At 64.8% G+C, this 20,378-nt stretch carries 18 protein-coding genes; 12 read left to right on the top strand and 6 right to left on the bottom strand.

Features of this window, described 5'->3' with window-relative positions; all coding sequences use genetic code 11:
- Nucleotides 1-2: 2 nt before the first annotated feature.
- Entirely contained in the window at nucleotides 3-962 is a 960-nt protein-coding gene (gene hemC / locus X566_RS09280) for a hydroxymethylbilane synthase (protein WP_034465462.1), read from the bottom strand.
- Nucleotides 963-1,082: 120 nt separating this feature from the next.
- On the opposite strand from hemC, the gene tsaD reads away from it, so the two are divergent.
- The 7 genes from tsaD (at nucleotide 1,083) to X566_RS09245 (ending at nucleotide 7,968) form a co-directional block, all read left to right on the top strand.
- Nucleotides 1,083-2,156 (top strand): tRNA (adenosine(37)-N6)-threonylcarbamoyltransferase complex transferase subunit TsaD, encoded by a 1,074-nt coding sequence (tsaD, locus tag X566_RS09275; protein ID WP_034465461.1) that lies wholly within the window; start codon nucleotides 1,083-1,085, stop codon nucleotides 2,154-2,156.
- 165 nt (nucleotides 2,157-2,321) lie between these two features.
- A complete protein-coding gene (locus tag X566_RS09270) occupies nucleotides 2,322-3,344 on the top strand; it encodes an NAD(P)H-dependent glycerol-3-phosphate dehydrogenase (RefSeq protein WP_409337830.1) in 1,023 nt (340 codons plus the stop codon).
- Between the two features lies 1 nt (nucleotide 3,345).
- Complete coding sequence (locus tag X566_RS09265) at nucleotides 3,346-3,759, top strand: EVE domain-containing protein (RefSeq protein WP_034465457.1); 414 nt, start codon at nucleotides 3,346-3,348, stop codon at nucleotides 3,757-3,759.
- A 19-nt stretch (nucleotides 3,760-3,778) separates the two neighbouring features.
- Nucleotides 3,779-4,438, top strand: coding sequence for a methyltransferase (locus X566_RS09260; protein WP_034465455.1), 660 nt, complete (start codon nucleotides 3,779-3,781; stop codon nucleotides 4,436-4,438).
- A gap of 131 nt (nucleotides 4,439-4,569) precedes the next feature.
- Nucleotides 4,570-5,025: a DUF1761 domain-containing protein gene (locus tag X566_RS09255; protein WP_244434712.1), complete on the top strand. Its 456-nt coding sequence runs from the start codon at nucleotides 4,570-4,572 to the stop codon at nucleotides 5,023-5,025.
- A gap of 199 nt (nucleotides 5,026-5,224) precedes the next feature.
- On the top strand, nucleotides 5,225-7,180 hold the full coding sequence (gene acs, locus X566_RS09250; protein ID WP_034465452.1) for an acetate--CoA ligase: 1,956 nt from the start codon (nucleotides 5,225-5,227) through the stop codon (nucleotides 7,178-7,180).
- Nucleotides 7,181-7,461: 281 nt separating this feature from the next.
- Nucleotides 7,462-7,968: a L,D-transpeptidase gene (locus X566_RS09245; RefSeq protein WP_034465451.1), complete on the top strand. Its 507-nt coding sequence runs from the start codon at nucleotides 7,462-7,464 to the stop codon at nucleotides 7,966-7,968.
- Between the two features lie 12 nt (nucleotides 7,969-7,980).
- On the opposite strand, the gene X566_RS09240 is transcribed toward X566_RS09245, so the two are convergent.
- Complete coding sequence (locus X566_RS09240; protein WP_244434711.1) at nucleotides 7,981-8,499, bottom strand: thermonuclease family protein; 519 nt, start codon at nucleotides 8,497-8,499, stop codon at nucleotides 7,981-7,983.
- A 129-nt stretch (nucleotides 8,500-8,628) separates the two neighbouring features.
- Complete coding sequence (locus X566_RS09235) at nucleotides 8,629-8,853, bottom strand: DUF1674 domain-containing protein (RefSeq protein ID WP_051443970.1); 225 nt, start codon at nucleotides 8,851-8,853, stop codon at nucleotides 8,629-8,631.
- A gap of 214 nt (nucleotides 8,854-9,067) precedes the next feature.
- On the opposite strand from X566_RS09235, the gene X566_RS09230 reads away from it, so the two are divergent.
- The 3 genes from X566_RS09230 (at nucleotide 9,068) to purH (ending at nucleotide 14,106) form a co-directional block, all read left to right on the top strand.
- Complete coding sequence (locus X566_RS09230) at nucleotides 9,068-10,408, top strand: RsmB/NOP family class I SAM-dependent RNA methyltransferase (RefSeq protein WP_034465450.1); 1,341 nt, start codon at nucleotides 9,068-9,070, stop codon at nucleotides 10,406-10,408.
- A 197-nt stretch (nucleotides 10,409-10,605) separates the two neighbouring features.
- Nucleotides 10,606-12,369 carry a heparinase II/III family protein gene (locus tag X566_RS09225; RefSeq protein ID WP_034465449.1) on the top strand — a complete coding sequence of 588 codons (1,764 nt, stop codon included), beginning with the start codon at nucleotides 10,606-10,608 and terminating at the stop codon, nucleotides 12,367-12,369.
- Between the two features lie 144 nt (nucleotides 12,370-12,513).
- Complete coding sequence (gene purH, locus X566_RS09220) at nucleotides 12,514-14,106, top strand: bifunctional phosphoribosylaminoimidazolecarboxamide formyltransferase/IMP cyclohydrolase (protein ID WP_034465448.1); 1,593 nt, start codon at nucleotides 12,514-12,516, stop codon at nucleotides 14,104-14,106.
- A gap of 137 nt (nucleotides 14,107-14,243) precedes the next feature.
- Here purH and X566_RS09215 read toward each other — a convergent pair whose 3' ends face one another.
- Nucleotides 14,244-15,632, bottom strand: coding sequence for an MFS transporter (locus tag X566_RS09215; protein ID WP_051443969.1), 1,389 nt, complete (start codon nucleotides 15,630-15,632; stop codon nucleotides 14,244-14,246).
- Nucleotides 15,633-15,868: 236 nt separating this feature from the next.
- Here X566_RS09215 and ggt point away from each other — a divergent pair, with 236 nt between their 5' ends.
- Both ggt and X566_RS09205 read left to right on the top strand, forming a co-directional pair.
- A complete protein-coding gene (ggt, locus tag X566_RS09210; protein ID WP_034465445.1) occupies nucleotides 15,869-17,605 on the top strand; it encodes a gamma-glutamyltransferase in 1,737 nt (578 codons plus the stop codon).
- A gap of 64 nt (nucleotides 17,606-17,669) precedes the next feature.
- The gene (locus X566_RS09205) at nucleotides 17,670-18,563 is read left to right on the top strand and encodes an amidohydrolase (RefSeq protein ID WP_034465444.1); all 894 of its coding nucleotides are present in this window, start codon (nucleotides 17,670-17,672) and stop codon (nucleotides 18,561-18,563) included.
- An 87-nt stretch (nucleotides 18,564-18,650) separates the two neighbouring features.
- Here the strand turns inward: X566_RS09205 and X566_RS09200 are convergent, their stop codons facing one another.
- Complete coding sequence (locus tag X566_RS09200) at nucleotides 18,651-19,316, bottom strand: glutathione S-transferase (RefSeq protein WP_034465442.1); 666 nt, start codon at nucleotides 19,314-19,316, stop codon at nucleotides 18,651-18,653.
- Nucleotides 19,317-19,369: 53 nt separating this feature from the next.
- Complete coding sequence (locus X566_RS23890) at nucleotides 19,370-20,251, bottom strand: TauD/TfdA family dioxygenase (protein ID WP_160170459.1); 882 nt, start codon at nucleotides 20,249-20,251, stop codon at nucleotides 19,370-19,372.
- Nucleotides 20,252-20,378: the final 127 nt, after the last annotated feature.

Below are 20,378 nucleotides of genomic sequence, written 5' to 3'. Positions count from 1 at the left end.
CCTCAGGCCCCGGCGAACAGCGTAAAGAACTTTTCGCCTGCCTGGGCGCGAACCTCTTGCGCGGCATCGGCGCCGAGCGCAGCGGCCTCGCCACGCGCGCCCTCGCGCGCCGCCTCGAAGGCCTCGCGGCCGTCCGGCGTGATGATCATGCCGCGGAAACGGATGCGTTCGCCTTCGACGATGCAATGCGCCGCGATCGGCGTGCGGCATGACCCATCGAGCAGCGCCAGAAATCCGCGCTCCGCCGCAACCGCGACTTCGGTGTCGCGATCGTCGATGGCCGCCACCAGCGCATTGGCGCGCTCGTCCGCCCGGCGCGTTTCGATCGCGATCGCGCCCTGTCCCGCCGCCGGCAGAAATGTGTGCGGATCGAGAATCTCGTTTGCCTTGCCCTGCAAGCCGAGTCGCTTCAATCCCGCCAGCGCGAGGATGGTCGCATCCGCCTCACCGTTTTCCAGCTTGCGCATGCGCGTCTCGACATTGCCGCGAATGCTGGCGAGCTTCAGGTCCGGCCGCAACCGGGCGATCAGCGCCCGGCGGCGCGGCGACGAGGAGCCGACGACGGCGCCTGCAGGCAGATCGGCGAGCGCCGTCGCCTTCAGGCTCAGGAATACGTCGCGCGGATCCTCGCGCGGCAGCCATGATGACAGCCAGAGATCGTCCGGCAGGAAGGTCGGCACGTCCTTCGCAGAATGCACGGCGAGATCGATCTCGCCGGCGAGCAGCGCAATTTCAATCTCCTTGGTGAACAGGCCCTTGCCGCCAGCCTCATACAGCGGCCGGTCCTGGATCGCATCGCCGGAGGTCTTGATCACACGGATCGCGAAGCGTTCCGCAGCCAGGCCGTGCGCATCCGCCAGTCGCTGGCGCACCTCATGCGCCTGGGCCAGCGCCAGCGGGCTGCCACGGGTGCCGATCGTGGCGACAATATCTGCGGAAGATGGCTCTGTAGACGATTGCACCTGAAGACCTCGCAATGCTACGCCGGAACATCCCGTTCCCGGCCGCGCTGGAGAAGGGAAACGCCGGTTTTCCGGCGAAGGCAAGAGCCGATTCGAAGAACCCGCACGGGACAGATACGCATGCTGGTGCTGGGCATCGAGACCACCTGCGACGAAACCGCTGCCGCCGTGATCGAGCGGCGCGAGGACGGTAGCGGACATATCCGCTCCAACGTCGTGCATTCGCAAATCAAGGATCATGCGCCGTTTGGCGGCGTGGTGCCGGAAATTGCCGCGCGTGCCCATGTTGACCTGCTCGATGGGCTGATCGACGCCGCGATGCGGGATGCGGGAACCCACTACGAGGACCTCGACGGCATTGCCGCCGCAGCCGGCCCCGGATTGATCGGCGGTGTCATCGTCGGGCTGACCACGGCCAAGGCCGTCGCACTGGTTCACGGCCTGCCGCTGATCGCGGTCAATCATCTCGAAGCGCATGCGCTGACCCCCCGCCTGGTCGCGCCGCTCGATTTTCCCTACTGCATGTTCCTTGCCTCGGGCGGGCACACGCAGATCGTCGCCGTGCTCGGCGTCGGCAATTATGTACGGCTCGGCACGACGGTCGACGATGCGATCGGCGAAGCTTTCGACAAGGTGGCGAAGCTGCTCGGCCTGCCCTATCCCGGCGGACCTCAGGTGGAACGCGCCGCCGCAAAGGGCGACGCCACCCGCTTTGCCTTTCCACGGCCGATGCTTGGACGCCCGGACGCCAACTTCTCGCTCTCCGGCCTGAAGACTGCGGTGCGTCAGGAAGCCGAACACCATCGTCCCTTGAGCCCGCAGGACATCGACGATCTCTGCGCCGGATTCCAGGCCGCGGTGCTGCAATCGACCGCCGATCGACTCAATGTCGGCCTCAAGCTGTTTCGTGAGCGGTTCGGCACACCGACGGCGCTGGTGGCCGCTGGCGGCGTCGCGGCCAACCGTGCGATCCGGGCCGGGCTCGAGGAGGTCGCAGCCAAGGCAAACACCCGGCTGGTGTTGCCGCCGCCGGAACTCTGCACCGACAATGGTGCGATGATCGCTTGGGCCGGCGCCGAACGGCTCGTGCTTGGCGCCAGCGACGCGCTCGACACCGCGCCCCGCGCGCGCTGGAAACTTGACGAGAGCACAGCCACACCCGCCCAGTTCGCCAACACGCGGGCAAACTTTTAGTGAAACGGATTTGACATTCGCATCCCACTTAACCGCTGGTGCGCCATGCGAATACCATCCAGAGCTCCACTAACGTTATCACGTTTGCTAGTGATTCCTTGATTCCAACATTCGCAAACAGCGTTGCCGCAATGGAATGCAAATGTTGGAATCGAACCGCTAGAGCTGAGACCGCACCCCAACGAACGATCGAGAACGATGTCCGCGCACAAGACTATTTCCGTCATCGGTGCCGGCGCCTGGGGAACGGCGCTCGCCAACGCCGTCGCCAATGCTGACCGGTCGGTGATCCTCTATGCACGCGACGCGGAAGCGGCGGAGCGAATCGCCACCACCCGCATCAATCCGAAGCTGCCGGGCATTCGCGTGGATGACGACGTCATCGTCACTGCGGATTCCACCCGCGCCACCAATGCAAGAACGGTCCTGCTCGCGGTGCCGGCGCAGAACCTGCGCGCCGCGATCACCACGCTGGCGCCGAAGCTCGCCGACGGCACCCATGTCATTGCCACCGCCAAGGGCATCGAACGCGGTACCCGCAAATTCATGACCGAGATCATCGCCGAGGTCGCGCCGCAGACCATCGCCGCGATCCTGTCGGGCCCGAGTTTCGCCGACGATATCGCCCGCGGCTTGCCGACCGCCGTCACCATTGCGTCCCGCGAAGCGCCCGATGCTGCTTCGCTGGCCTACAAGCTCGGAACGCCCGCATTCCGCCCCTATCACACCACCGACGTTCGCGGCGTCGAGATCGGCGGCGCCGCCAAGAACGTGCTGGCGATCGCCGCCGGCATCGTCATCGGCCGCAAGCTCGGCGCCTCGGCCTTGGCGGCACTGACCACGCGCGGCTTCGCCGAACTGATGCGCTTCGGAACGGCGCTCGGGGCGCAGCCGGAGACGCTGACCGGCCTGTCCGGTCTCGGCGATCTCGTCCTCTCCTGTTCGAGTCAGCAATCGCGCAATCTGTCATTCGGCATCGCGCTCGGTCAGGGCAAGACCGTGAACGAAGCGAGTGGCGGCAAGCTCGCCGAAGGCTCGTTCACCGCCGAGGTGCTCTTGGAAATGGCCCGCGCGCAGGGCATCGACATGCCGATCAGCGAGGCCGTCGCTGCCGTCCTGAACGGGCAGTTGAGCACCGGCGACGCGGTCGATATGTTGCTAGCGCGACCCATCAAGGCGGAGAGATAGCATGGCGTACTGGCTCGTGAAGTCCGAACCGGACGCATGGTCGTGGGATCAGCAGGTCAAGGAGGGCGCGAAAGGCACGCCGTGGACCGGAGTGCGCAACCATTCCGCCAAACTGAACCTGATGAAGATGAAGAAGGGTGATCAAGCGTTCTTCTATCACTCCAATATCGGCAAGGAGATCGTCGGCATCGTCGAGGTCGTGCGCGAGCACTATCCTGATCCGACCGACAAGACCGAGAAATTCGTCGTGGTCGATTTCAAAGCCGTGAAGCCGTTGAAGACCCCGGTCACCCTCGAGCAGATCAAGGCCGACAAGGCGCTCGGCAACATGGCGCTGATCAAGCTCTCGCGGCTTTCCGTTCAGCCGGTGACGGCCGAGGAGTGGAAGCACGTCATCAAGCTCGGCGGCGTCTGACCACGCGAATTATCATTCCGTGACACCCGCCCTCGATCCCCCGGGATTCATTCGCGCCAACACGCGGCTGCGGCCGGTGCCGCATGTTCCGGAGATTTCACTGCTGCTTGCCGACGAGGCGGTGCCGCTTTGGCAGAAAACCGAGGAGCAGCTGAACGAGGACGGGCTACCGCCGCCGTTCTGGGCCTTCGCCTGGGCCGGCGGCCAGGCGCTCGCCCGCTATGTGCTTGATCATCCGCAGAGCGTCGCCAGCAAGCGGGTGCTCGATCTCGCCTCTGGCTCGGGCCTCGTCGCAATCGCCGCGATGAAAGCCGGCGCATATGAGACAGTTGCCGCGGACATTGATCCGTTCGCGCTGGAAGCCATCAAGCTGAATGCGCATGAGAACGGCGTGACGCTGCAATGCTGCGCCGAGGATTTGCTCGCCGGCACGGCGCAGACCTGGGACGTCGTGCTTGCCGGCGACATCTTCTATGAGCGCGAGACGGCCGAGCGTGCCCTCGCGTTCGTTTCCGGACAGGCCGCGCGTGGTGCGACGATCCTAATCGGCGATCCTGGTCGCAGCTACCTGCCGAAGGAACGTTTGATCAAGCTCGCCGAATACAGCGTGCCGGTGACGCGTGAGCTGGAAGACAACGAGATCAAGCGCACCGCAGTCTGGGGCCTGCGAACCGCATAACCGCCGAAGTAGCGGCCGAGACATTCCTCGAGACGATCGCCTAGGCGCTGGCGGATATCGATTAATGACTTGCTCGCGCGAACGCGGTTTAATCGCCGCGCGCAACAAGCCGTTCGCGAGGGGAGGACGCCATGCATATGACGATGCTGCTGCCGGAAACCACCAACTTCCTCGTCATGCTGGCGGCCGCGGTTGCCGCCTGGCTGTTCGGCGCCATGTGGTACGGCAGCCTCGGCAAGCTGTGGATCAGAGCGCAGGGCTATACCCTCGACGAGTTCAAGGCCAAGCAGGCCGAAAAGATCGGCAAGCTGTCGGCGCAGTTTCCGTTCATCCTTGCCTTCGTCGCTGAGCTGATCATGGCCTACGTGCTGTATGGCCTGATGAAGCATGTGGCGCATACAAATCCGCTCAGCGTGCGGACCGGACTGATCTCGGCGGCTTTCGTCTGGCTCGGCTTCGTCATCACCGTCCTTGCCGTCAACAATGCATTCACCGGCCGCAGCGCGACGCTCACCGTGATCGATGCGGGACACTGGCTCGGCGTGATGCTGATCCTCGGCGCGGTTCTCGGTGCGCTTGCGACCTAAGACGCAATCCAGCTATTCGCGACAAAAGTTCAAACCGTTCCAGCTTGTCGGGCCAAGGCCCGCCGTCGCATAATGCGGCAAATTTCAAGGATCCGCTGACGCCGTCTTGCGGCCATGCGTTTTCGAGCGGCGGTTCGCGCCGAGAAAACGCCGAAGCGAGCGAGCAGTGCATATCCGAAGTTGCGTGGAGGAAACCTGCATGTCCGACAAAATCTATGACGTGTCCGCAGATTGGGCGAAGCGCGCCTATATCGATGCCGCCAAGTACAAGGATATGTATGCGCGCTCGATCCGCGACCCGAACGGTTTTTGGGCGGAACAGGCCCAGCGGGTGGACTGGATCAAGCCCTTCACCAAGGTCGAGAACGTTTCCTACGCGCCCGGAAACATCTCCATCAAGTGGTTCGAGGACGGCGTGCTCAACGTCGCCTACAACTGCGTCGATCGTCACCTCGCCACGCGCGGCGATCAGACCGCCATCATCTGGGAAGGCGACGATCCGAAGGACGACAAGAAAATCACCTATAAGGACCTGCATGCCGAGGTGTGCAAGTTCGCCAACGTGCTGAAGGCGCGCGGCGTCAAGAAGGGCGATCGCGTCACCATCTACATGCCGATGATCCCGGAGGCCGCCTACGCGATGCTGGCCTGCGCACGCATCGGTGCGATCCACTCGGTCGTGTTCGGCGGGTTTTCGCCCGATTCGCTCGCGGGCCGCATTGAGGATGCGACGTCCAGCGTCGTCGTCACCGCCGACGAAGGCCTGCGCGGCGGCAAGGCCGTGCCGCTGAAGGCGAATGCCGACATGGCGGCCGAGAAGGCCGGTGGCGTCACCTCGATCATCGTCGTTCGGCGCACCGGCGCCAACGTGGCGATGAAAGCCGGCCGCGACGTTTATTATGACGAAGCGGCGAAGAACGTGCCCGCCGATTGCCCCTGCGAGCCGATGAACGCCGAGGATCCGCTGTTCATTCTCTACACCTCGGGCTCCACCGGCAAACCGAAAGGCGTGCTGCACACCACCGGCGGCTACCTGGTGTTTGCGTCGATGACGCATCAGTACGTGTTCGACTATCACGACGGCGACATCTACTGGTGCACGGCGGATGTCGGCTGGGTCACCGGCCACAGCTACATTCTCTATGGGCCGCTGGCCAACGGCGCGACCACGCTGATGTTCGAGGGCGTGCCGAACTATCCGGACAACTCGCGTTTCTGGAACGTGATCGACAAGCACAAGGTCAACATCTTCTACACCGCCCCGACCGCGATCCGCGCGCTGATGCAATCCGGCGACGGCCCGGTGAAGAAGACCTCGCGTGCGAGCCTGCGCCTGCTCGGCTCGGTCGGCGAACCGATCAACCCGGAAGCGTGGGAGTGGTATCACCGCGTCGTCGGCGACGGCCGCTGCCCGATCGTCGATACCTGGTGGCAGACCGAGACCGGCGGCATCCTGATCACGCCACTGCCGGGCGCGACCAAGCTCAAGCCGGGTTCTGCGACGCAGCCGTTCTTCGGTGTCGTGCCAGAGATCGTCGATGCGGACGGCAAGGTGCTGGATGGCGCCTGCACCGGCAATCTCTGCATCGCCCGCTCATGGCCGGGGCAGATGCGCACGGTCTATGGCGACCATGAGCGTTTCGAGCAGACCTACTTCTCGACCTACAAGGGCAAGTACTTCACCGGCGATGGCTGCCGCCGGGACGAGGACGGCTATTACTGGATCACCGGCCGCGTCGATGACGTCATCAACGTCTCAGGCCACCGCATGGGCACCGCCGAGGTGGAGAGCTCGCTGGTGGCGCACGAGAAGGTGTCGGAAGCCGCCGTCGTCGGCTATCCGCACGACATCAAGGGCCAGGGCATTTACGCGTATGTGACGCTGATGACCGGCGTGCAGCCGACCGAGGAGTTACGCAAGGAGCTGATCGCCTGGGTCCGCAAGGACATCGGTCCGATCGCCTCGCCGGACCTGATCCAGTTCTCGCCGGGCCTGCCGAAGACCCGCTCCGGCAAGATCATGCGCCGGATCCTGCGCAAGATCGCCGAAGACGATTTCGGCGCGCTGGGCGACACCTCGACTCTCGCCGATCCGGCCGTCGTCGACGACCTGGTCAGCAACCGGCAGAACAAGCAAAGCAAGAAGGGCGCCTGAGCCCCTTCGCTCGGGCTCAACTCTCTGGCTGAACCACAAGGCTCCGATCAGCGCGCTGGTCGGGGGCCTTCGCTTGGGTCACCCTGTTCACTCTCTGTGAACCTTATCCGTTTGCCGGTCCTTTACCGTGTCGAGCGGAAGCCGAAGTCCGCAGCCCTCGACTCCAGCGGCAAGCGTGCGGCATGAACCAATTGGTGAACCTCCGCGCATAGAAGGATTCATGACGCTGAAAGCATAAGCATCAGCTCTGAGACCGCGTTCTGTTGCGTTGGGGTGCTGCGATGTTCCCTCGTCTTGCGTTTGCCATTGCCGTCGCTGCGGGATCGATCCTCGTCGGTTCACCCGCGCAGGCGGCTCCCGAAGTCGTCGCCTTCTCGGGCAATTATCCCTCCGGCACTATCGTTGTCCGCACCAACGAGCGCAGGCTTTACCTCGTGCTCGGCGATGGATCGGCGATGCGCTACAAGGTCGGGGTCGGCCGTGCCGGCAAACAGTGGGCCGGCGTTTCACGGGTGGACGGCAAGTACACCTATCCCGCCTGGGCGCCGCCGCCGGAAATCCGGCGCGACAAGCCGTCGCTGCCTGAGGTCATCCCCGGCGGATCGCCACACAACCCGATGGGCGTCGCCGCATTGACGCTGACCGGTGGCGAATACGCCATCCACGGCACCAATTCGCCGAAGTCGATCGGCGGCTTCGTCTCCTACGGCTGCATCCGCATGTACAACCAGGATATCGCTGACCTGTATCAGCGTGTGCAGGTGGGAACGCCGGTTGTCGTGCAGTAACGGACGGACCGGTTACGGTCCGGCGCCGTCGCACCAGCTCTGACGCTGACCACCGAGATAGCTGCGCGCGTGCCCGGCGGCGACCAGCGCAGCGGAGACATTCGGCGTCGTCCGGGTGGCGGCATCGGCAACGATCCGGCCGTACTTGTCGGGACCGAGGTTGTAGATCGAGACCCCGCCTTCGCCGAGCAGAGTTCGCAACGCCCGCTTCGACACTTCGGCCTTTTGCAATTCCTGCTCACACGCAGCATGAAGCTCGGGCGCATCGATGTTGCGCAGCCTGACCCGCGCGCGGTGCTCGCGGCCGGGCCACAGGGCGATGCGCGCATCGAAGGTGTCGCCATCAACGGTGTAGAGCACCTCCACCGGATAGCGCGCCGCCGGACTGCCGGCGCGCTGGACGATGATGTCGCTATCGCGCTGCCGCTGCGCCTGCTGGTCCATCCGCGGCAATCCAAGCCGTGCCGCCCAATCGCCCAACGGCAGCGCTGACCCTGCGGCAATGGCCAGCACGACAAGCCAGGGCAGCACGGCGGTCAACCGGCCCTGCCACGAACGTCCGCGGTGCGGGGTATTTATTCCACGATATAGGAACATATGTCTATATAGACGCGAGTCGCGGATCCGCGCAAGGGCGAAGCACGTCGCTCGCGCCGCGCCTTAGAAATCGGAGGCGATGCCCTTGCGCTCCCAATCGCCGAATCGCGTCGGCTCCGGCCCCTTCGGTCCCTGGAATTCGGCAGGCCGCTGTGCGGCTTCGGCTTCTGCCTTGGCGCGCCGCTCGGCGGCCTCGGCGAGCGCGCGTTGGGCTGCGGGTGTCAGCGGCTTGCGCGGCGGTGCGCCGGCAGCCTGCGTCGCTGTCTTGTCGATCTCAGCGTCGTCCATCGCACTCACCTTAATCTTGCCCGGCAGGCGGGCGTCATGCGTCTGCGAACAGATACGTCACTTTCGCTGTGCTCGGTTTCGTCCGCGGCCGTTGGATAGTCCCGTGCGCCGCGTCATCGGCTTCTTATATTTGGCTTATTTGATGCATATCAATGCTTCCGAACACACCGTTGTTCCGGCCCCGCCGTTTTCGAACTGAGACCCGAAGTACCTTATGCCGCCATCGAAATTTGCCCTGCAGACGGAAGTGCCGGGTCTAGCTGCGCGCCGAATCGCGGCCGACATCATCGACAATGTGCTGCTGCGGCGACGCGCGCTGGACGATCAGCTCGACGGCGTCAGTGCGCATCCGGCGGTGAAGACACTCAGCGACCGCGATCGCGCCTTGATGCGGCGGCTCGCGGCCACGGTGTTGCGGCGTCTCGGAACCTTGCGGTTCATCCTGTCCCGTCTGCTCGACCGTGGCACGCCGACCGATTCGCAACGCGCGGAGACCGCACTGCTGCTTGGCGCCGCCCAGATTCTGTGGATGGAAGTCCCCGATCATGCCGCGGTGGACCTGTCGGTGCGGCTCGTGCAGGCCGATCGACGCGCCGCCAAATATGTCGGCCTCGTCAACGCGGTGCTGCGGCGTTGCGCCCGCGACGGCCAGGCTCTGAGCGAGGAAGCGGGACAGCACGTTGTCGATGTCGCACCCTGGCTGTTTCAACGCTGGAGCGCCCATTATGGCGAGACCACCGCGCGCGCCATTACCGCGGCCATTCACCACGAGCCCGCGCTCGACATCACCGTGAAGGCCAATGCCCAGGCCTGGGCGACGCGGTTGCACGGCGAGCTGCTGCCAACCGGCAGCATTCGCACGCTGCTGCATGGCGCAGTTACGCTGTTGCCAGGCTTCGACGAAGGCAACTGGTGGGTGCAGGACGCGGCCGCCGCACTCCCGGTCCGCCTGTTCGGCGACCTGCGCGGCAAAACCGTCGCAGACCTCTGCGCAGCTCCCGGCGGCAAGACCGCGCAACTCGCGCATGCGGGCGCGATCGTCACGGCCGTCGACCGTTCGCCGGCGCGCATCCGCCGTCTCCGGGACAACCTGTCACGGCTCGCTCTGTCTGCCGAGGTTGTCGTCGCCGATGCCGACGAATGGCAGCACGAGCCGTTCGACGCCATCCTGCTCGATGCGCCATGCACCGCGACCGGCACCATTCGCCGCCATCCGGATATCGGCTGGCTGAAGCAGGACTCCGACGTCGCCGCGCTCACGGGCCTACAGCAGCGCCTGCTGAACAAGGCCGTCTCGCTGCTGAAGCCCGGAGGCACCCTCGTCTACTGCACCTGTTCGCTCGAACCGGAGGAAGGCGAACAGGCCGTCGAGCGGCTGCTTGCAGAGGAAACAAGCTTGCGCCGCGTGCCGGTGGACCCGTCGGAGATCGCCGGCCTCGACGAACTGATCTCGCCTGCGGGCGATTTGCGGACCCTGCCGAATCACTTGGCGCGCCCGGACCCACGGCTCGCCGGACTGGACGGCTTCTACGCCGCCCGACTGATAAAAGCCTGACGGCGCTCGACTATTCCCAATTCGATTTGGCCGAATCCGCCGCCTTCGCTATGATGCGGTTCGTGCTTTGCCGCGCTTGCCGGAAGCGTCCGATTCGAGACATCTGACTCGGACCTATTCGGCGAGGGCGGCTGGCCTTTTGGGGCTGCATCACTCACCGACATGACGCCGAAGGGCGCGGAGAAACTCATTCAGCAATGGCGCGCCGATCTGTCGCCTATCATCGACGTGTTTCGGGTCTCGTCGCCTCCCGCTTCGCCAGGAACGTGGTGGCGCGGGCCAGCTGGAACTCGTTCGTGCTCTGGCGCGTCTGGCCAGGGCGGACCGATCAACTGCTGATCTCGCCGCAGGAGCTGCGGACGGCGGACGCGACCCGCGCGGCGGAGATCTATGCAGGCCGTTTCGTCTTCGCCGGCAAGATCGTCACCTGCCATGGCCGCTCGGTGTTCTTGCTCGATCCTCCATCGGAGGATTGGGAAGTCGCCCTGCTCGGCTTCGGCTGGCTGCGGCACCTGCGCGCCGCCGATTCGGCGATCACCCGCGCCAATGCCCGTTCACTGGTCGAGGAATGGCTGTCCAGCCAACAGCATGCGAGCAAGACGGCCTGGCGCGCGGACGTGCTGGCCCGACGGGTAATCTCGTTCCTGTCGCAGGCCCCACTGCTGCTGAGCGACACCGACGGCCGATTCTATCGCCGCTATCTGCGCAATCTCGCCCGTGAGATCCGCTACCTCCGCCACACGATGCTGACCGCCGCCGATGGCGTGCCGCGGCTGCAGGTGCTGATCGCGCTGTGCTATGCCTCACTGTGCCTTGCCAACCACGCGCGGCACATCCGCAGCATCACCCGTCGTTTGTCCGAGGAACTGCAGCGGCAGATCCTTCCCGACGGCGGCCATATCTCGCGCAACCCGTCGGCGCTGATCGAACTGCTGCTCGATCTCTTGCCGTTGCGTCAGACCTTCGCCGCCCGCAACATCGCGCCGCCGCCGATGCTGCTCAATGCGATCGATCGCATGATGCCGATGCTGCGTTTCTTCCGGCACGGCGACGGCAACTTCGCGCTGTTCAACGGCATGAGCAACACGCCATCGGACCTGTTGGCGACGCTGCTTGCCTATGACGACGCGCACGGCAGCCCGATGGCGAGCATGCCGCACAGCGGTTTCCAACGACTCGATGCCGCGTCCACCGCGGTCATCATGGACACCGGCGCCTCGCCGCCGCCGAATGTCAGCCAGGATGCCCATGCCGGCTGCCTGTCGTTCGAACTGTCGTCCGGAACCAACCGCATCGTCATCAACTGCGGCATGCCGACGAGCGGTCGCGACAACTGGCGCACGTTTGCACGCGAGACCGCGGCGCATTCGGTGCTGACCTTCAGCGACACCTCCTCCTGCGAATTCGTCGCGCTGTCGGCGATGAAGCGCCTGCTGCATGGCGCCTTGATCGTGTCCGGGCCGGCCAACGTCGAGGCCTATCGCGAAAATCTGCCGGACGGCGTGCTGCTGACCGCTTCGCACGATGGTTATGCCCGGCGCTTCGGTATCATCCACCGCCGCGCGGTGATGCTGTCCAGCGACGGCAGCAAGATCGACGGCGAGGACGCGATCGAAGCTGCGCCAGGCGCATCCGCGCGGATGGGCAATGGCGACTTTGCGCTGCGCTTCCATCTGCACCCCGCGATCAAGGCGAGCCGGCTGAGCGATGCGCGCGGCGTGATGCTGGTGCTGCCGAACCGCGACGTGTGGACGTTCGAGACCCGCGAGGACAAGGTCGATTTGGAGGATAGCGTGTTCCTCGCGGGATCCGATGGCCCCCGGCGCACCGCGCAAATCGTGATTCGGCAGAACGCGCGTCAGGTGCCGAGCATCCGCTGGAGCTTCAGCCGTTCCACCGGCGGGGTGGCCGCGACCACCGCACGCCGCAATGCGCGGCGTGAGCCTGAGCTGCCGCTCTAAATTTCTCACGTAGAATCAATTCCATAGGAAAGCGCACGGGCTGAGGCGACATGGCCTGTGGCCAACCGCCCGCGACGAATCATGGGTGGTTTCGTGCGCCCCGGAATCGTGCTACCGGGCGGCCTTTCCGCCAGGATCATCCCCATGACCGATACGCTGCGCCCCGTCACTCGGGCTTTGCTTTCCGTTTCCGACAAAACCGGACTGATCGACTTCGCCCGAGCGCTGGCCGGCCATGGCGTGGAGCTGGTTTCGACCGGCGGTACCGCCAAAGCGATTGCCGACGCTGGCTTGAAGGTCCGGGACGTTTCCGAATTGACCGGATTTCCTGAAATGATGGACGGCCGGGTCAAGACCCTGCACCCGAAGGTGCATGGCGGCCTTCTTGCCATTCGTGGCAATGCCGAGCATCAGAAGGCGGCGGACGCCCACGGCATCGCGCCGATCGACCTTCTGGTCGTCAATCTTTACCCGTTCGAGCAGACCGTCGCGAAGGGCGCGAGCGAGGAAGACTGCATCGAGAATATCGATATCGGCGGCCCGGCGATGATCCGCGCGGCGGCCAAGAACCACACCGATGTGGCTGTTGTGGTCGAGCCGGACGACTATGCAGCCCTGCTCGCCGAACTCGCCGCCAACGGCGGTGCGACCACCCTCGGCCTGCGCCGCAAGCTTGCAGCCAAAGCCTATGCCCGCACAGCGGCCTATGATGCGGCGATTTCCAACTGGTTCGCCGCCGAGCTCAAGATCGAAGCGCCGGATTTCCGCGCCTTCGGCGGCAAGCTGGCCGAAGCGCTGCGCTATGGCGAGAACCCACACCAGAAGGCGGCGTTCTACCGCACGCCGGAGACGCGCCCCGGCGTTGCCACCGCGCGCCAAGTGCAGGGCAAGCAGCTCTCCTATAACAACATCAACGACACCGATGCGGCCTATGAGTGCATCGGCGAGTTCGACGCGGCGCGCACCGCCGCTTGCGTCATCGTCAAGCATGCGAACCCGTGCGGCGTCGCCGAAGGCACCGATCTCGTCAGCGCCTATCGCAAGGCGCTCGCCTGCGATCCGGTCTCGGCCTATGGCGGCATCATCGCGATGAACCGTCCGCTGGACGCGGATACGGCCCGCGCGATCACCGAGATCTTCACCGAAGTCATCATCGCTCCGGATGCGACCGACGATGCGATCGCCGTCATCGCCGCCAAGAAGAACCTGCGGCTGCTGCTCGCCGGCGGCCTGCCCGACCCGCGCACGCCGGGCCTGACGGTGAAGACCGTCGCCGGCGGCATGCTGGTGCAGACCCGCGACAACGCCGTGGTCGACGATATGGAGTTCAAGGTTGTCACCGAGCGCAAGCCGACCGCCGCCGAACTGCAGGACCTCAAATTCGCGTTCCGCGTTGCCAAGCATGTGAAATCCAACACCATCGTCTATGCCAAGAACTTGGCGACGGTGGGCATCGGCGCCGGTCAGATGAGCCGGGTGGATTCGGCCCGCATCGCCGCGCAGAAAGCCGAGGACGCCGCGCGCGAAGCGAAACTGGCGCAACCGATGACGCGGGGTTCGGTAGTGGCCTCGGACGCCTTCTTCCCGTTCGCGGACGGACTGCTTGCCGCCATCAACGCCGGAGCGACGGCGGTGGTTCAGCCGGGCGGCTCGATGCGCGACGATCTGGTGATCAAGGCGGCCAATGAGCACGGCATCGCCATGGTCTTCACCGGAACGCGGCACTTCCGGCACTAAAGCGTTTTTGGTTCTGATCGAATCAGAACCAAAGCTCGATCCTTGTTTGACGCGTTTTCTTTACGCGAGCCCGTTTCCATTCCGGATCAGTGCAGGCTTCGCGCGAAAACCCTCTAACGGCCTCGCACGGCGGGGCTTCAATCCCGCACGCGCAGCAACAGGCCAAGCCCGATCAGGAAGAAACTGATCAGGATCACCATCCCCGATTTCTGGTTCATCGTCGCGGCCGTGACCGACGCCACCGCGAGCGGCCCGACGAACGACGTCATCTTGCCGGTCAGCGCGAACAGGCCGAAGTGCTGGGTGATCCGATCGATCGGCGCCAGCCTAATCAGCAGCGTCCGCGACGCGGCCTGCAGCGGCCCGGCGACAAAACCGAGAACACAGCCGATCACCAGATAGGCTTGTTCGGCGGCCGCTCCGAACAAAGGCCCGCCGTCCACCGGCGGCGCCACTTTCACGAAGAGGATCGAATCACGGTCGATCATGAGAATCGCCGCGAGCGCGATGAGCAGCGCAACGAGACTCGCGGCGATCACTTTCTTCGGCCCGATCCTGTCGTCCAGCTTGCCGCCGAGCCACGCGCCGAAGGTACCGGCAATCGCGAGAATCAGGCCGAAGGTGCCGATCTGGATCGTATGCCATCCGAAGGTGCTCGCCGCGTAAATGCCGCCGAAGGCGAACAGCGAGACGAGCCCGTCCATGTAGATCATGTTGGCGATCAGGAACGTCATCAGCATCTTGTTCTGGGGCAGCCGGAGCAGTGTCTCCCTCAGTTCGGCAAATCCCTCCCGCACGGCGGCCGCTGCCGGACGCTTCGCCGTTAGATCTGGCGTGAACAGAAACATCGGTGTCACGAACAGCAGAAACCACAGCGCGGTCAGCGGCCCTGAAATACGCGTTCCTTCATGGGTTGCGGGATCGAGGCCGAACAGCGGCGCAAGACCGAACAGCGTTCGTCCACTCTTCGGATCGCCTGCCAGGAAACCCAACACGACGACGAGGCTGAGAATGCCGCCGACGTAACCGATCGCCCAGCCGGTGCCGGAAAGGCGGCCCATCCGCTCCGGCGGCACGAGTGCTGGCATCATCGCGTTGTTGAATACGGTCGCGAACTCGACGCCGACGGTGGCGATCGCATAGGCGATCAGCACCAGCATCACCACACCCGGATCTCCCCCCGGCGTTCCGAGCCAGAGTAAAGCCGTGCCGATCATCAGCAACAGGCCGAAAGCTGCAATCCATGGCTTGCGGCGTCCGGCGGCATCGGCGATCGCGCCGAACACCGGCGACAGCAATGCGATGACGAGGCCCGCCGACGCAGCCGCGTATCCCCACATCGACTGGCCCACGACCGGATTGGGCGCGACGTAGGTTGCGAAATAAGGCGCGAAGACGAAGGTCGTGATCAGGGTGAAATAAGGCTGCGCCGCCCAGTCGAACAACAGCCAACCGATGATAGCGGAACGCGGCGCATAACGCCTTGCGGACGTGTCGTCCACGGCCACGTTGTAGGATGGTGTCAATCTGCACCTCTTTGAGAATCGCCGGTAGACTTTCAGCAATCGTGAATCGGGACAAGCGCTAACAGCGCGTTGTCGTCTCGCCGAACGCAACCAGGCGTTCAGCAACGCATCGCTTGGACTTTGTCCGGTTGTATGTTCCGGCCAATCAGGTGGCTTGTTACCGCGAAAGCGGTGTAGCATTCCCGCTGATGCGCCAAGTGTGCTTATGGAGGCAGGACGTGAATCGATTCAGAGTCATGGCGTCAGGCACAGCCTTCGCGATTGTCGCGCTCGCGATCCTGCCGTTCGTTGCGCACGCCCAGGACGCACACCGCACGCCTTATGTGCCTGCAACCGTCGCAGCCCGACAGCCTGTCATCGCCAAGAACGGCATGGTGGTCGCGCAGGAGCGGCGCGGCGCCGAGATCGGCGCGGACATCCTGGCGCGCGGCGGCAACGCGGTCGACGCCGCAGTCGCAACCGGCTTCGCAATGGCCGTCACCTATCCGCGCGCCGGCAACCTCGGCGGCGGCGGCTTCATGGTGATCCACAACGCGGAACGAAACGAAGCCATCACCATCGACTATCGCGAGACCGCGCCGATGGCTGCGACCCGCGACATGTTTCTCGGTAACGACGGCAAACCCGATCCGGCAAAATCGCGCAGCTCGGTATTGGGCGTCGGCGTTCCCGGCACGGTCGCGGGTCTGGCTCTTGCCTGGGAGAAATACGGCTCCGGCAAATTCACGCTGGCGGAATTGATCGCGCCGGCGATCGCCCTCGCGCGCGACGGCATCCCCATCGAGGACGACACGGCCGACTCGCTGCCGAGCGCACGCGAGATGTTTGCACGCTGGCCCGCATCGGCCGCGATCTTCCTGAGGCCTGACGGCCGTGCCCTCGGCCCCGGTGACCGGCTCGTGCAAACCGACCTGGCCAGAACCCTTGAGGCCATCGCCGCGACAGGTCCGTCAGGATTCTATCGAGGTGACGTCGCAGCGAAGCTGATCGACGCCATCAAAGCCGACGGCGGGATCATGACCCTTGAGGATCTGAAANCCTACCAGCCGGTGATCCGCACGCCGGTCCGCGGCAGCTATCGCGGCTACGACATCATATCGATGCCGTTGCCATCGTCGGGCGGCACCGTGCTGATCGAGATGCTCAACATTCTCGAGGGCTATAAGCTGAAGGAGATGGGGGCCGCTTCGATCGACACGTTGCATGTCATGATCGAAGCGATGAAGCGCGCCTACGCCGATCGCGCCCGCTATCTCGGCGACCCCGCGATGGTGGACGTGCCGATGCAGCGCCTGCTTTCGAAGGAGTATGCCGAGCGCCTGCGCGGCAGCATCGACATGCAGCAGGCAACGCCGGCATCGGCGATCGCCGATCTGTCCGTCCCCAGGCGCGAAGGACAGAACACCACGCACTACTCCGTCGTCGACCGCTTTGGAAATGCTGTGAGCAACACCTACACGCTGAACTTCAGCTATGGCCTTGGCATGGTGGCAGCGGGAACCGGCATCCTCCTCAACAATGAGCTGGACGATTTCACCGCCGCCGCCGGTGCCTCGAACGCGTACGGGCTGGTCGGCTACGAGGCCAACCTGCCTGGCCCCGGCAAGCGGCCGCTGTCGTCGATGACGCCGACCATCGTGCTGAAGGACGGCAAGCCGGTGCTCGTCACCGGCACGCCTGGTGGCAGCCGCATCATCAGCGGCGTGCTGCAGGTGATCCTCAACACCATCGACCATGGCATGAACGTGGCCGCGGCCGTCGCGGCGCCACGCCTGCACAATCAATGGCTGCCGGACGAGGTGCGCGTGGAGAACGGCTTCGCCCCCGAGGTGCTGGACGGCCTGCGATCCCGCGGCCACACCATCGCAACGCCGCTGCTGCAAACCTCCGCCAACTCCATCGCCATCACACCCGACGGACTCGCCGGTGCGCCCGATCCGCGCACACGCGGCGCGTTCGCGGCGGGACAATAGGCTCACATCACCATCAGGAATCGGCCAGCGATAAGGCCGGCCCGCAACAGCCGGGAGGAACGAGATGACCGAACCGCTTGCGACCGAAGACGCGCCGGCCTGCCCGCCCGCTCCGACAACCCAGCGCAGGCCGTCGCGCTTTCCGATCCCGCGCGGCGCCGTCGATACCCATGCGCATGTGATCGGCCTGCCGCCCGACTATCCTTTCATTCCCGGACGCGCCTATACGCCGCCACCGGCGACAGCGGAGTCCTACGTCGCGATGCTGGACGCAACGGACATGACCTATGGCGTGCTGACCCAGGTCAGCGTGCACGGCACCGACAACCGCCTCATGGTCGAGGCGCTGCGTGCGCATCCGCAGCGGCTGCGCGGCATCGCGGTGATCGCCCCCGACTGCCCGGACCGAGAGCGTGCGGCGCTGAAGGAGGCAGGCGTCGTGGGCCTCCGCGCCAACCTGTTTCACAACCGCGCGCTCGACGGCGATACGGTCGAACGTTTTGCCGCGATCTGCCGTGAGATGGACTGGCACCTGCAGTTCCTCATCACCGCGCGTCAGCTCGTGCCGTTGGCAGCGCGCCTCAGCAAGTTGCCAGTCCCCTTCCTGATCGACCACATGGGCAGTGTGAAGACCACGCAGACGATGCAGAACGAAGGCTTTCGCACGCTGGTTTCGCTGGTGCGCGACGGCGGCTGGGTCCGCCTCTCGGGCGCCTATCGCAACAGCGCCGAGGGGCCACCGTATCGTGACACGGTCCCGTTCGCGCAAGCGCTGATCGAAGCCGCCCCCGACCGTTGCGTCTGGGGATCGGACTGGCCGCATGTCACCAACTGGGGCGTGATGATGCAGGTCGCCGACCTGCTCGATACGCTCGCCGATTGGGCGCCCGACGCAACACTGCGCAACCGCATCCTCGTGGACAATCCGCAGCGGCTGTTTGGCTTTCCGGAGGTCTGAGGGAGTAATGCAACCGGCGTGCGCGGGCCCTTTGTTTATTTAAGCATGATCTGTTCGGAAAACCGCTGCACCTTTCCGGATCATGCTTTAGCGCGCCAGCGCGTAGGAACCGCCGCGCGCCAGCGCGCGCAGATAGGCCGCCCTTGCGTGAATCTTCTCCAGGAATGCCATGCATTTCGGCCGGCCGGCCGAAAGCCCGCCGCGCGCGGACGCGGCTTCCAGCGGAAAACTCATCTGGATGTCGGCGGCGGAGAATTCGTCACCGGCGAACCACTCGGACTTGCCGAGCTCCTGCTCCCAGTAATCCATATGCCGCTTCAGGGCAGGATCGACGAGGTTGGCATTCAATTGCCTGGACACCATCGTCATTACCGGCCGCAGCAACACCGGCGCCCGGCTCGGCAACCGCGTGAACACCAGCTTCTGCAACAGCGGCGTCATCGCCGATCCTTCCGCGTAATGCAGCCAATAGGTGTAGCGCAGGCGTTCCGGCGTACGCGGCCGGGGGATCAGATGGCCGTTCCCGTAATTCTCGGTGACGTATTCAAGGATTGCACCGGACTCGGCGATGGTATGGCCGGCATCGGTGATCACCGGTGACTTGCCGAGCGGATGCACGGCGCGCAGCTCCTTCGGCGCCAGCATGTCCGGGCCGCGCTGATAGAACTTGATCTCGTAGGGGACTTCCAACTCCTCGAGCAGCCAGAGCACCCGCTGCGAACGGGAGTTGTTGAGATGATGGACGACCAGCATGGACAAGCCTATTTCGGTTCACAGGGCCGCCCGCCGGGTCGCTTAACCCCAAGTCAGGCAGCGAACGCCGCTTGCGGAACGACGGGAGCGAGATTCGCGAACCACACCTTACGCGGTTCGCGCGCAGAAAACGGCGGGCGATCATGCACGGTGGCGATGTTATCCCAAATGAAGATATCGTCGCCACGAACCAGCGAACGCCAGCGGCGCGGCGACGCCTCGACGATATCCCAAAGCTCGGTCAGGAGCGCCCGGCTCTCAGCCGCCTCCATTCCCAAAATCTTGGCGTCGCGCCTGACGGACAGGAACAGCGTGGGCTCGCCGGTGTTCGGGTTGCGCACCACCAGCGGATGGTCCGGCCCCGTTTCGCGGATATCAGCGGGAAGATCTTTCAGATCGCGATGAACGCCCGCCGACACGACCTCCGGATAGGTCGGATGGACACAGCGCAGGGGATCGATGGTCCGTTTCAGCGTCGCAGGCAGATCGCGATAGACCGCCTGCATGTCGATCCATGAATGCAGGGCCGGCTCGCCGGGATGGGTCTTGGTGTTGACGATCGCGTAAGCCGGCGGCTCGGCCAGCCCGGCCGAATCGTGGTGCAGGATCTGCGCCGCATCGCGATCCTTCTGCGGATCGGCGTCCGGCTTGCCTGCGCTCTCGAACTGGATGAGAGCATCGAATCCCGGCAGCCGCGGCCCGCGATTCACCGAGGGCGGACCGAGACGCGCGGCGATCGCCGCCAGCGACGCCGCCTGGAACGGCGGCGCATCGATGCGGATGACGAGGTGCTTCGCCAACAATCCGACCAGCGCATCGGCGAATCCGGGTTGCGCCACCAGCGCATCGAAATCGTCATGGGTGATGACGGCGCCGAAGCCGCCCGCCTCCGCACGAACAACAGAAGCAGGTTCGAACGTCACTTGTGCGGTCATGCGGCAGTTTCCTTCGCGGCCCACGAAAACGAAAATCGCACACAGACCTTGATGCGCCGGCTCATCACGGTCAATGCGCAAGGGCTGCGCCACGAGGAACGACACCCCTGCCGCATCGGTCATGCAG

Origin of the sequence: Afipia sp. P52-10 (assembly GCF_000516555.1) — a bacterium.
In the GTDB taxonomy this organism is placed as follows: domain Bacteria; phylum Pseudomonadota; class Alphaproteobacteria; order Rhizobiales; family Xanthobacteraceae; genus P52-10.
The sequence above is the reverse complement of the archived record's forward strand: the minus strand, read 5'-3'. Positions and strand labels throughout refer to the sequence as shown.